This window comes from Streptococcus sanguinis (assembly GCF_019929225.1).
Classification (GTDB): domain Bacteria; phylum Bacillota; class Bacilli; order Lactobacillales; family Streptococcaceae; genus Streptococcus; species Streptococcus sanguinis_J.
In genome coordinates this window covers 119,509-131,040 of sequence record NZ_JAHZPA010000005.1, presented here as the reverse complement: position 1 = coordinate 131,040, position 11,532 = coordinate 119,509, and the positions used below count along the sequence as shown (strand labels likewise).

The window sequence follows — 11,532 nt, the reverse complement described above, 5'->3', positions numbered from 1 at the left end:
AAACAAAAACTATATAGCTCATTAGATATCCTCCGTAATCTAAAGTGATTTGTCTTACCAATCACCACACTGTCTCAAAAGAAGACGCTGTCGCTATTGCTTTGCGAGTCGGTTGATGATTGAGGAGTGGCTGTGGGAATCTGGCTCGGAGTACTGTATTTGTATTGGTAGATAAGGCTGTTTAGGCCGTGGTCTTCCAATAATTTGAGGCGTTTTCTCTTGAAAACAATACCGATGAGTTGGCTATCAGGATAGGCATAAATCTTATGACGGGGATGGTTAAAGGCTGCAAAGTCATGGAAGCCGTCCTCCATCCAAAGACTAATCTCGGATTCTTCACTGTCTCGGCTGTAGCGAGCATGACTAATCTGCTGCATAGGAATGCAGTAGGTGGCAGCTGATAAGAGTCCGCTATAGTGGTAGGTCACATAGTCGTGGTCAAAGGAGAGGATAGTCGCATGAATGGTTAGCCTGCGAATAGCAAAGATAAGGAGCAGTAAGAAGAAAGCAGCAACCAGCAGACTAATGACAAAGAAACTAGTGTCTTTGTAGGGGTTGGAGCTAGTCAGGTAGTCTACGGCAGCCCAGGCAGAAAAACCTCCGAACCACAGAGAAATCAGGATAAAAAGAATATTTTTCACAGGCGAATGTTTAATGGTCATCGGAGCCTCCGTCGTACAAATCTAGTAGAAAAGGGGCAGAAACTGCAACTTTCTTTTTTATCTTTACTATACCACATTTTTTTCACTTTTTGCCTCCTTTTACGAATGATAAGTTAGGAGGATATAAAATGTATAATAAAGTAATTGTAATCGGCCGGCTGACGGCTACACCTGAACTGCACAAGACTGCGAATGAAAAATCTGTGGCTCGTGCAACGGTCGCGGTTAATCGCCGTTATAAATCTCAGAGCGGTGAGCGTGAGGCGGATTTTGTAAATGTGGTTGTCTGGGGGCGTCTAGCTGAGACTTTAGCTAGCTATGCAAGTAAGGGCAGCTTGATTTCTCTGGATGGAGAGCTACGGACTCGTCGCTATGAGAAGGAGGGGGCGACTCATTATGTGACAGAAGTGCTCTGTCATAGCTTCCAGCTCCTGGAAAGTCGGGCCCAGCGCGCTCTGCGTGAAAATAATAGCGGAGCTGATTTGGCAGATTTAGTGTTGGAAGAAGAGGAACTTCCCTTTTAAGCAAGAAGCAAAGACTGGGAAATGACCTTGCTCTAAAAATTCATCATTCAGTTTTGCAGGATGCAAGATCTGTTTGACTGAAAGTCTATTTCTATCAAGCTTTTAAAAGTTTAATTATGATTGTCGAGGTGGGACTAAGAATCAAAAATCATGGATTTTTTAGATTCTGTCTCGCCTTTTTTATTGCCATTTCTGGAAAGATTTTGCTTTTTGGCGGCTTTGTAATATAATAATCCTATATGTTTCATAAAGGCGCTTACGGCATAGGGGGTGAAAAATGGTATCAGCTAAGGTCAAAAAACGGATACAGCATTATCAGAAGAAGGCTTTCTGGCCGCTTTTCATTCTGCTTATCTTGGGTTTGCTTTTTGTTTATTTCAAGGGCGTTCTGCCAGATGAGAAGCAGGTCAAGATTGGGGTGACCTACATGACCATGAACAATGACTTTTACAAGACCTTAAATGCGGAGCTGGAGAAGAAAACCAACCAGCAGGGCAGCCGGATCTACGTTCGGGATCCTGAGCTGGATGAGGGTAAGCAGAGCCAGCAGATTGACTTTTTTGTCCGAGAAAAGGTTGATGTCATTGTCATCAATCCGGTAAAAAGCAATAGTCCAAGTATTATTTCCGCTCTTCAAAAGGCCAAGAAAGCTGGTATTAAAATCATCGTAGTGGATGCGCCTATCAGTCAGGATGTAAAAGTGGATACGACCATTGTGTCTGATAACTACCAAGCAGGCGTCCTGATTGCCCAGGACATGATGAAGCGTCTGCCTTCTGCCAATATTCTCCTTCTAGAGCACCGCAATGCCGTCTCGGCCATGGACCGGATTCAGGGATTTATTGATACGATTGAAAAACAGCCTAGCTACAAGATTATTTCCCAGAAAGAAACACTAGGCCAGACTGAGGAAACCATGCCGCAGGTCAAAGGGGCTCTGGATGAAGGTTTAGACTTTAATGTAGTTATGGCGCTCAATGATCGAGCAGCCATCGGGGCCTTGGCTGCTATTAAAAATCAAGGTCTTGATAAGAAAATCTCAATCTATGGCGTGGATGGTTCACCAGATATCAAAAACTTTCTGGCTACGACTAGCGATATAGAGGGAACCGTGGCCCAATCGCCCATTCAGATGGGACGCAAGGTGGCGCAGGTAATTGAGCTGATGCAAGAGGGGAAATCCTACGACAGCCAATACCTGATTCCAGTTCACTTAGTCAACAGGGATAATATCAGTCAATACACAGTTACAGGGTGGCAATAATGAGACCTCAAAAAAGTATATTTTACAGCAAAATAGCCCTGATGGTCATCAATCTGGTTGCCATTGTCTATAATGCGTCCATCTATCTCTTTGCGACCAACTATGTAGCAGCTAAGGGCTTCAGTCACTCGCTTTTGGAGCGTTTGGATGCTATTCCGGGCTCTCCCAGCTTGATTTTCTGGGTATCAATTAGCCTGTATGCCTGCCTGCTTTTGGTCATGTACTATCGCGAGCGCCACCCCAATCAGCTGTCCGTCTATGACAAGGCGACCATTATTGAAATCCTGCTCATGCTGGTCATCTTTTCTGTCTTACACTCGTCCTACAATGGCTTGATCCTCTTGGTGTTTGCGGATATTTTCTATGGCTCTAAGGAGTTCAATTCTTCCAAGGACAAGAAGTATTGGTTTTCTTTCATTATTTTGAGCTTTAGCATGCTGCTCTTGTCCAACTATGACCTCATGTCGCTCTTTATCAAGTTGCCTTCGCTGGATACCTATATTCGGTTTTACCCAGAGTCCGTCCGGCTGTTACTGCTTTTTGGTAAGAATTTCCTCTATTCTTTAAATATCGTCGTCTTTATGATTTCCTTGCTCTTCTATATCTTGTCAGCTATTACAGAGCGTCATCGGATTGAGGAAGAGCTGCGCATGGCTTCTCAGGCCAATCGCGAGCTAAACTCTTATCTGGCCTTGTCCGAAAAAATAGCAGAAGACCGAGAACGGAAGCGTATTGCCAGAGAGATTCACGATACATTGGGCCATGCCCTGACAGGAATTTCAGCGGGTATTGATGCGGTCAAGGTCTTGGTTGATATTGATACCAATCGGGCTAAGGAGCAGCTCAATAATGTCTCGGTCGTCGTTCGAGACGGTATTCGTGATGTCCGAGGCTCGCTCAATAAGATGCGACCGGGAGCTCTGGAAAATAACACTTTGAAGGAAGCTCTGATTAAGATTATCCGTGAGTATGAAGCTATCTCCAATTTGGAGATTCATCTCCGCTACGAATGGGATAATATTGACTTGGATATCGCCAAGGAAGACATTGTCTTCCGGGTGATTCAGGAGTCTATTACCAACTCTGTCCGCCATGGGCATGCCAAGACTATCTGGATTGAGCTGTTGGAGGAAGAGTCCTATGTAATGACCATTCAGGATGATGGTGTTGGCTTTGATGAACTCCACTATGGCTATGGCCTCAAGCAGATGCAGGAGCGCCTAATGATTATTGGCGGGAGCGTCTGCTTTGAAAATCGGGACGGTTTCTACACGCATATCGAAATCCCAAAAATAGGAGGAAGACATGATTAAGGTTTTAATAGCAGACGATCAGGCCTTGATTCGCGAGTCTCTGCAAATCATTCTGTCTGCCCACGCAGATATTGAGGTAGTCGGGACAGTTGGAGACGGCAAGGAAGTGCTGGAAAAGCTTCATCGGGTACGCCCAGATGTGATTTTGATGGATATTCGCATGCCAGTCATGGACGGTGTTCTCTGTACCAAGGCTGTCAAGGAGCAGTATCCAGATGTTAAGATTATTATTCTTACGACCTTTGATGACGATGAATTTATCTTCTCCGCTCTCAAATACGGTGCGTCTGGTTATATTCTCAAAGGGGTTTCGACAGAAGAGCTTCACGAAGCCATTCAGACAGTCTATCGGGGCGGAGCCATGATCAATCCCAATATTGCCACCAAGGTTTTCAAAATCTTTTCACAGATGGCCCAGTCCAACTTTGCTATTACAGTGACGGAGGAAAATATAGAGGACATGAGCCGGACGGAGTGGAAGATTATCCAGCAGATTGGCTTTGGGATTTCGAATAAAGAAATTGCAGCCAAGCTTTTTCTATCAGAAGGGACAGTCCGAAATTACCTGTCGGGTATCCTAGCCAAGCTCAACTTGCGCGACCGAACCCAGCTGGCTATCTGGGCTGTGCAGACCGGAGCCACCCAGAGAGATTTTAGTAAGGAAAGCGACAAATGAAGTGGAGACTAAGACATTTGGCCCTGCTGGTTGTCCTAATCATATCTGTTGCTCTGGCTTTTGTCTTTTGGGCTTCAGCTCAGGAAAAAGTCCTGCGTATCGGGGTCTATGCTGGCTCTAGCTGGGATGTGCCTAACAGCCGCGAAAACAAGGTCTTGGACAGCCTGATTAAAAAATTTGAAAAGACGCATCCTCATGTCAAGGTCGTTTATGAAAGCGGTATTCCCAAGAATGATTATGCTGACTGGCTGGCAGAGCAAGTCTTGAAAGGCGAGCAGCCAGATCTCTTTATGGTACCAGAAAACGACTTTAGCATGTTGGCTTCGACTGGCGCGCTTAAATCCTTGGATACCCTCCTAACGGATGATGAACGGACAGCCTTTTATCCGGTGGCTTATGAAGCTGGGCAATATCAGGGAGTCAGCTATGCCCTTCCAGTTGAGAGCAATCCCATCATGATGTGTGTCAATAAAGACTTGCTTGAAAAAGAAGGAATTAGCATTCCTGAGTCAGGTTGGACCCTGGCGGATTTCTATGAGATTTGCAAGAAAGTAACCAAGGATACCAATGGCGATGGTGTGGTGGATCAGTACGGTATTACGGATTACACTTGGCAGCAAGCTCTGGTAGCTTACGGCGGCCATCTTACCGATAAATCCGGTATCAATGTAGACAGCTCAGAGATGCACCAAGCCTTGGCCTTTATGAGCAAGCTAGACATGCTCAGCCAGCATTATAAGGTGACTTCGAATGACTTTGATGAGGGACGAGTGGCCTTCTATCCTATGAGTCTGGCTCAGTATCGGACCTACAAGCCTTACCCATACCATGTTGCCAAGTATTCTAGCTTTTCTTGGACCTGTATCCCGATGCCAACAGCCAATAGCCAGGTGATGGGAACACAGGTCAAGACCTCGCTCTTTGCCATGTCTTCCAATACCAAGCAAGAGAAGCTGGCTTGGGAATTTATGCTCTTGCTGTCACAAGATAAAGAAAGCCAGCAGGCCTTGTTTGAAAAATCGCAGGGGACCTCAGTCTTACCATCTGTGGTGAAAAGTCAACAGGCTAGAGAAATTTTACAGGCAGATGATTTTGGCTTGGATTCCTTGACTTCTGAGAGGCTAGACCACATGCTGAATCGCTCCATCATTGATATCAGTCTAGAAGTAGACCGTCATACCATGGACCGGATGGACTATCTGATTCAAAATGCTATGCAGAATCAAGAGATTGACAGTGCCTTGCCTAGCATTCAAAGAGAAATAGAAAGCGGAAAATAATCTGCTTTCTTTTTTTATTGCTAATTAAGTCAGAAAAAGTACAGCTGCCTAGACCAATATGACAAATGTCATATTTTTCCTAACAAATGTCATCTGGGCAAAGTGACATTTGACAATATGAAACCGGTTCCATATTCTGTACAATAAAATCATCAATAAATCCTTCGTCATCTAAAGCCTGACTTGGCTAAGAAGTTGAAGGATAAAGGAGGCAGGAAAGATGAAATACCTTGTACTGGTCAGCCATGGGGGACTGGCTGCAGGCGTGCAGAGTTCCTTGAAGATGTTTGCTGGAGACAAGACGGATCAGGTGATTGCGGTCGGTCTTCAGGAAGGTAAGTCAGTTGATGATTTTGCAGTTGATTTTACTCAGGCCTTGTCTGGCTTAAGCGCTGATGACAGTGTCTTAGTTCTGGCTGATATTGTAGGAGGCAGTCCTCTGACGACAGCAGCTAGCGTCTTAGCTGACATGGGTAAGCTCGACTCAGCAGTTATCTTGGGAGGTTTGAACCTGACCATGGGACTTACTGGCTTGGTTATGAAAGACATCTTGGACGGAAAAGAGCTGGCTCAGGCCATCCTTTCCGAGGCCACAGCTGCTTTGCAGGAATTTGAAGTCGTAAGTGATGCAGCTGACGAAGATGAAGATGACATTTAGTGCTTCCGCTATACATTATAAAAGATAAAAGGAGATTTTAAAGATGACAGTATCATTTGTACGGATTGACGACCGCATGATCCACGGTCAAACAGTCACTCGCTGGGCTAAGGAATACCCTTGTGATGGCTTGATTGCAGTTAATAATGCTGCGGCAGGAAACAAGGTTTTGATTCAGGCCTACAAGGGAGCTTCTGACAAGAAGACTTTTGTTTGGACCAAGGAAGCCTTCAAGGAAAAATCAGGCAAGGTCACCGAGTCAGACAGCCGTTATTTCCTCATTACGAAAAATCCTGTAGATATGAAGGAAATCCTAGTGGACCAAGGTTTTGTACCTGGGGATGTTAAGGAAATCATCGTCGGTCCTGCTAATGACCGTCCGGGAGCTGTTAAGCTGGGCAACAACCAGTCCATAACTCAGGAAGAGGCAGAAGCGATTGAAGCGATTGAAAAAGCTGGCTACAAAGTCAAATTCCAGCTCTTGCCTGATGTTTCCATCGGTTACTGGAGCGATTTCAAGTCTAAATTTGGTTTTTAATTACAATAATGAAAAGGAGAGTCTATTATGACAATTTCTTGGCTGCAAGCCGCTTTACTGGGATTATTTGCATGTTTGTCATCTATGCCTGGTTTAGGTGGTACATCTATTGGTAACTATACATTAGGACGTCCCTTAGTAGGAGGTTTAATATCTGGTCTTATCTTAGGAGATATTAAGCTCGGTATTGTTTGTGGAGTTGCTATGCAATTGGTTTACATCGCTTTGGTCACTCCTGGTGGTACTGTCTCTGCTGATGTGCGAGCTGTTTCTTACATCGGGATTCCACTTGCTATGGTTGCCATTAAGACACAAGGTTTAACTTTAGATTCTGCTGATGCGGCAAACCTTGCAAAATCAATGGGAACTCTGGTAGGAACAGTTGGTACAGTACTCTTCTATGGTACAGCAACTATGAATCTGCTTTGGCAGCATATTGGTTGGAAAGCAGTAGAAAAAAAGGATTTTAAAAAGCTATATGTAGTCGATTGGGGTTTCCCTTGGATTTCACACTTGGTTTTTTCATTCCTGCCTACACTCATCATGTGTAAACTAGGTGCTGAGGCTGTAACAACTTTGAAATCAGCCCTACCGTTGGATGGAATTCCTATGAAAACTCTCTTTACAGTTGGTTCACTGCTTCCGTGTGTCGGAATCGCTATCCTTTTAAAACAAATTGTTGAAAAAGCTGTTGATTTCATTCCTTTCTTTGTCGGTTTTACATTGGCTGCTTCTCTGGGTCTGAATCTTGTTTCTTGTGCTGTTGTTTCTCTGATTTTCGCTGTTCTGTTTTATGAAATTCAAATGGCTAAAAATATAAGAGCGCAAGCTACTGCGGGAACAAATGCAGATTTTATTGAAGACGATGATGAGGAGGATATTTAAGATGGTGAAATTAACGAGAAAAACTTTAGGCAAATCTTTCCATCATTGGTACTATGGGAATCTAACATGTTTTTCACAAGAACACATGCAGACCTTTGGTTATTTAGCTTCTATGTTGCCAGTGGTGGAGGAGCTTTATAAGGATAAAGAAGAGCAGGCAAAGGCTATGCAAACATATACTGCTTTCTTTAATACAGAACCTCAGCTGGGAGCTTTGATTGTTGGGATTACAGCTGGTCTTGAAGAAGCACGTGCCAATGGTGCTGATGGAGTTGATGATGAAACTATAAATGGACTGCGGGCTGGTCTTATGGGACCGGTTGCAGGTATTGGGGATTCCCTTATTGTTGGTACCTTGATTCCGATTATTCTAGGGATTGCCCTAGGACTCTCTAATGGCGGTTCACCTCTAGGTGCAATCTTCTACATCGTAGTATGGAATTTACTTGCTTATGCAGGTATGAAATTTGCCTATTTCAAAGGTTATGAATTAGGTGATAAGGCTGTTGAATTTTTGGTAGGTCCTCAAGGACAGGCTATCCGTAAATCAGTATCTATCGTTGGTGGTATGGTTATCGGAGCAGTTGCTGCTACTTGGGTTCCAGTAAAAACGGCTTTCCAATTGAAAGATTCATCTGGTAAAGCATTTTTGGTCATGCAAGATCAGTTAGATGGTGTCTACCCTGGTCTCTTGACAGCACTCTTTATCGTTTTCTGTTGGTGGCTGATGGCGAAGAAAAACTTTTCTCCAATCAAGGTTATGCTCATCCTCGTTGTAGTTGCTTTTGTTGGTGTATTAGTTGGTTTCTTCAACCCAGGATTGAAATATTAAAAGGAGAAGATCATGACAGAACAAGAATTGATTCAAGGCTATGAAACAGAAATTCACTACCAGAAGCATATGATTGAAAATCTAGGACGCTGGTTTAGTCTCTTCTTTGCCATTGCCAGCATCGGTCTTGTTCTGATTTATCTCTTTCATGAGACCAATCTCCTAGCGCTGATTGCAGGAATCGTCCTAGCTCTACTAGGTATCTTAGCTATGCTTTTGTTTGGCTATGGTATCTATAGAGGACGCCTAAATCTGCAAAAAGTGATTGATGATTTTGAAGCAAAACTAAAACTTGCAAGATAGACATTCCCCCCTAAAGACAAGTCTGAGAGGATTTTAGCTCGGACTTGTTTTTTTTCTTTGGCTCTAGGAGCAAGTAAAGCAAAAAAATAAAATTTTTCTTTCATCTAGCCGGTTTTTTTCTTGACTATTTCTGACCAAGTGATAAAATAATAACTATAGATTAGCACTCGATAGTTTAGAGTGCTAAAAATTCAATCTTTGGAGGAAAACTATGTTAAAACCATTAGGAGACCGTGTGGTCTTAAAAGTAGAAGAAAAAGAGCAGAAAGTTGGCGGATTTGTCATTGCAGGCAACGGCCAAGCAGCGACTAAGACAGCAGAAGTTGTCGCAGTCGGTCAAGGTATTCGTACTTTGAACGGTGAGCTAGTAGCCCTAAGCGTTAAGGAAGGGGACAAGGTTCTCGTAGAAAATCACGCAGGCGTGGAAGTCAAGGATGGAGATGAGGCTTATCTCTTAGTCAGTGAAGCCAATATTCTAGCAGTTGTCGAGTAAGATTAGAAGAGAGGAATAATAAAATGGCAAAAGATATTAAATTTTCAGCAGATGCAAGAAGCAGTATGGTTCGTGGAGTTGACATCTTAGCAAATACTGTCAAGGTAACTTTGGGTCCTAAAGGTCGCAACGTCGTTTTGGAAAAATCCTTTGGTTCACCCCTTATCACCAATGACGGTGTGACCATTGCCAAGGAAATCGAACTGGAAGACCATTTTGAAAACATGGGCGCTAAGCTGGTGTCAGAAGTAGCTTCAAAAACCAACGATATCGCTGGTGACGGAACAACAACAGCAACAGTTTTGACGCAGGCTATCGTCCGCGAAGGGATTAAAAATGTTACAGCTGGTGCTAATCCAATCGGTATCCGCCGCGGGATTGAAGCAGCCGTTGCGACAGCTGTTGAAGCTCTGAAATCTAACTCAGTGCCAGTTTCCAACAAGGAAGCTATTGCTCAGGTTGCTGCCGTTTCTTCTCGCAGCGAGAAAGTCGGCGAGTACATCTCAGAAGCTATGGAAAAAGTTGGCAATGACGGCGTTATTACCATTGAAGAGTCCAAAGGGATGGAAACTGAGCTGGATGTAGTTGAAGGAATGCAGTTTGACCGCGGCTACTTGTCTCAATATATGGTAACTGACAATGAAAAAATGGTAGCCGAACTGGACAATCCTTACATCTTGATTACTGACAAGAAAATTTCTAACATTCAAGAGATTCTGCCATTATTGGAAAACATTTTGAAAACCAATCGTCCGCTCTTGATCGTTGCGGATGATGTGGACGGTGAAGCTCTGCCAACATTGGTTCTTAACAAGATTCGCGGAACCTTTAATGTCGTAGCTGTTAAGGCACCAGGCTTTGGCGATCGTCGTAAGGCTATGTTGGAAGATATCGCTATCTTGACGGGCGGTACAGTGATTACAGATGATCTTGGCCTAGAGCTCAAAGATGCTACGATTGAAGCGCTTGGACAAGCTTCTAAAGTCACTGTTGATAAGGACAGCACTGTGATTGTGGAAGGTTCTGGTAATCCTGAAGCCATTGCTAACCGTGTGGCAGTTATTAAGTCGCAGATTGAAAGCAGCACTTCTGAGTTTGACCGTGAAAAACTGCAAGAACGTCTGGCTAAATTGTCCGGTGGTGTAGCTGTGATTAAGGTTGGAGCTGCAACCGAAACAGAACTCAAAGAAATGAAACTCCGCATCGAAGATGCCCTTAATGCAACTCGTGCAGCGGTAGAAGAAGGAATCGTCTCAGGTGGTGGTACTGCCTATATCAACGTACTGGACGCTGTCGCAGGTCTTGAGTTGGCAGGGGATGAAGCGACTGGTCGTAACATCGTTCTCCGCGCCTTGGAAGAGCCTGTCCGTCAAATCGCTCTGAATGCAGGCTTTGAAGGTTCAATCGTCATTGACCGTCTGAAAAACTCTGAAGTTGGTACAGGCTTTAATGCCGCGACTGGCGAATGGGTTAACATGATTGAGGCAGGAATCATTGACCCAGTTAAGGTGACTCGTTCAGCCTTGCAAAATGCTGCTTCTGTTGCTAGCCTTATCTTGACAACCGAAGCAGTAGTAGCTAATCAACCAGAACCAGCTAGCCCAGCTCCAGCTATGGATCCAGGCATGATGGGCGGTATGATGTAGAAAATAATGGATTATATATTCGTATAAATTAGGTATAATCTTTGTCTTATATTAATCAATTAGAAAACTGAGCAGATTTGTTCAGTTTTTTTATTGTGACTAGTTATGTAGCAAGCATTAATAATTATGCTTGCTTTTAAAAACAAATTTATATATATAAATATTTATGGTCATATAATTCATATTTGTTCATTTATTACGTGACAAAATATTACATTTTTGTTTCAAGAAAATACAAGAAGATGACGGAGGAAACGGTTTTCAATTCTTATATGACAAGGTTTTTGGAGAAATAAACTGGTTTACACATTGTTGACAAAAGCTGAACTGGTAAAGGTAAATAGTTGACTTATAGTCAATCGTATGCTAGTCTAATATATGTAGTATATTGGAAATGTAAAGAAATTTTAATATTTTTACATGTTCGATAAAAAGGAAAAAAGGAAAAAAACGGAGGG

At 43.4% G+C, this 11,532-nt stretch carries 13 protein-coding genes; 12 read left to right on the top strand and 1 reads right to left on the bottom strand.

The genetic code is table 11. The features are described from left to right. Positions 1-74: 74 nt before the first annotated feature. Positions 75-662: a hypothetical protein gene (locus tag K1I80_RS09055; RefSeq protein ID WP_223313634.1), complete on the bottom strand. Its 588-nt coding sequence runs from the start codon at positions 660-662 to the stop codon at positions 75-77. A 128-nt stretch (positions 663-790) separates the two neighbouring features. On the opposite strand from K1I80_RS09055, the gene K1I80_RS09050 reads away from it, so the two are divergent. From K1I80_RS09050 to groL, 12 genes are all read left to right on the top strand, one after another. Beyond that, the gene (locus tag K1I80_RS09050; protein ID WP_002896737.1) at positions 791-1,186 is read left to right on the top strand and encodes a single-stranded DNA-binding protein; all 396 of its coding nucleotides are present in this window, start codon (positions 791-793) and stop codon (positions 1,184-1,186) included. A gap of 277 nt (positions 1,187-1,463) precedes the next feature. Continuing rightward, complete coding sequence (locus K1I80_RS09045) at positions 1,464-2,450, top strand: substrate-binding domain-containing protein (protein WP_223311941.1); 987 nt, start codon at positions 1,464-1,466, stop codon at positions 2,448-2,450. After that, entirely contained in the window at positions 2,450-3,763 is a 1,314-nt protein-coding gene (locus K1I80_RS09040) for a sensor histidine kinase (RefSeq protein ID WP_223311940.1), read from the top strand. Before K1I80_RS09045 ends, K1I80_RS09040 begins: the two co-directional genes overlap by 1 nt. Then, positions 3,756-4,439, top strand: coding sequence for a response regulator transcription factor (locus K1I80_RS09035; RefSeq protein WP_125445446.1), 684 nt, complete (start codon positions 3,756-3,758; stop codon positions 4,437-4,439). The genes K1I80_RS09040 and K1I80_RS09035 overlap by 8 nt, the downstream gene beginning before the upstream one ends. Then, entirely contained in the window at positions 4,436-5,719 is a 1,284-nt protein-coding gene (locus K1I80_RS09030) for an ABC transporter substrate-binding protein (RefSeq protein ID WP_125445445.1), read from the top strand. The genes K1I80_RS09035 and K1I80_RS09030 overlap by 4 nt, the downstream gene beginning before the upstream one ends. 220 nt (positions 5,720-5,939) lie before the next feature. Next, positions 5,940-6,377: a PTS sugar transporter subunit IIA gene (locus tag K1I80_RS09025; RefSeq protein ID WP_002919851.1), complete on the top strand. Its 438-nt coding sequence runs from the start codon at positions 5,940-5,942 to the stop codon at positions 6,375-6,377. A 43-nt stretch (positions 6,378-6,420) separates the two neighbouring features. Continuing rightward, positions 6,421-6,915 (top strand): PTS system mannose/fructose/N-acetylgalactosamine-transporter subunit IIB, encoded by a 495-nt coding sequence (locus K1I80_RS09020; RefSeq protein WP_002896729.1) that lies wholly within the window; start codon positions 6,421-6,423, stop codon positions 6,913-6,915. 27 nt (positions 6,916-6,942) lie between these two features. Then, positions 6,943-7,800 (top strand): PTS mannose/fructose/sorbose/N-acetylgalactosamine transporter subunit IIC, encoded by an 858-nt coding sequence (locus K1I80_RS09015; protein ID WP_111676703.1) that lies wholly within the window; start codon positions 6,943-6,945, stop codon positions 7,798-7,800. A gap of 1 nt (position 7,801) precedes the next feature. Beyond that, positions 7,802-8,632, top strand: a complete 831-nt coding sequence (locus K1I80_RS09010; protein WP_002923061.1) for a PTS system mannose/fructose/sorbose family transporter subunit IID — start codon at positions 7,802-7,804, stop codon at positions 8,630-8,632. A 12-nt stretch (positions 8,633-8,644) separates the two neighbouring features. Further along, positions 8,645-8,935 (top strand): hypothetical protein, encoded by a 291-nt coding sequence (locus K1I80_RS09005; RefSeq protein WP_002901670.1) that lies wholly within the window; start codon positions 8,645-8,647, stop codon positions 8,933-8,935. Positions 8,936-9,146: 211 nt separating this feature from the next. Next, positions 9,147-9,428 (top strand): co-chaperone GroES, encoded by a 282-nt coding sequence (groES, locus tag K1I80_RS09000; protein WP_002898579.1) that lies wholly within the window; start codon positions 9,147-9,149, stop codon positions 9,426-9,428. A gap of 23 nt (positions 9,429-9,451) precedes the next feature. Beyond that, positions 9,452-11,074: a chaperonin GroEL gene (groL, locus tag K1I80_RS08995; protein WP_002896724.1), complete on the top strand. Its 1,623-nt coding sequence runs from the start codon at positions 9,452-9,454 to the stop codon at positions 11,072-11,074. Positions 11,075-11,532 lie beyond the last annotated feature (458 nt).

Excerpts from the sequence above, each read along its gene's own strand:
- K1I80_RS09055 (WP_223313634.1), bottom strand. The coding sequence starts at position 662 with ATGACCATTAAACATTCGCCTGTGAAAAATATTCTTTTTATCCTGATT.
- K1I80_RS09050 (WP_002896737.1), top strand. The coding sequence starts at position 791 with ATGTATAATAAAGTAATTGTAATCGGCCGGCTGACGGCTACACCTGAA.
- K1I80_RS09045 (WP_223311941.1), top strand. The coding sequence starts at position 1,464 with ATGGTATCAGCTAAGGTCAAAAAACGGATACAGCATTATCAGAAGAAG.
- K1I80_RS09040 (WP_223311940.1), top strand. The coding sequence starts at position 2,450 with ATGAGACCTCAAAAAAGTATATTTTACAGCAAAATAGCCCTGATGGTC.
- K1I80_RS09035 (WP_125445446.1), top strand. The coding sequence starts at position 3,756 with ATGATTAAGGTTTTAATAGCAGACGATCAGGCCTTGATTCGCGAGTCT.
- K1I80_RS09030 (WP_125445445.1), top strand. The coding sequence starts at position 4,436 with ATGAAGTGGAGACTAAGACATTTGGCCCTGCTGGTTGTCCTAATCATA.
- K1I80_RS09025 (WP_002919851.1), top strand. The coding sequence starts at position 5,940 with ATGAAATACCTTGTACTGGTCAGCCATGGGGGACTGGCTGCAGGCGTG.
- K1I80_RS09020 (WP_002896729.1), top strand. The coding sequence starts at position 6,421 with ATGACAGTATCATTTGTACGGATTGACGACCGCATGATCCACGGTCAA.
- K1I80_RS09015 (WP_111676703.1), top strand. The coding sequence starts at position 6,943 with ATGACAATTTCTTGGCTGCAAGCCGCTTTACTGGGATTATTTGCATGT.
- K1I80_RS09010 (WP_002923061.1), top strand. The coding sequence starts at position 7,802 with ATGGTGAAATTAACGAGAAAAACTTTAGGCAAATCTTTCCATCATTGG.
- K1I80_RS09005 (WP_002901670.1), top strand. The coding sequence starts at position 8,645 with ATGACAGAACAAGAATTGATTCAAGGCTATGAAACAGAAATTCACTAC.
- groES (WP_002898579.1), top strand. The coding sequence starts at position 9,147 with ATGTTAAAACCATTAGGAGACCGTGTGGTCTTAAAAGTAGAAGAAAAA.
- groL (WP_002896724.1), top strand. The coding sequence starts at position 9,452 with ATGGCAAAAGATATTAAATTTTCAGCAGATGCAAGAAGCAGTATGGTT.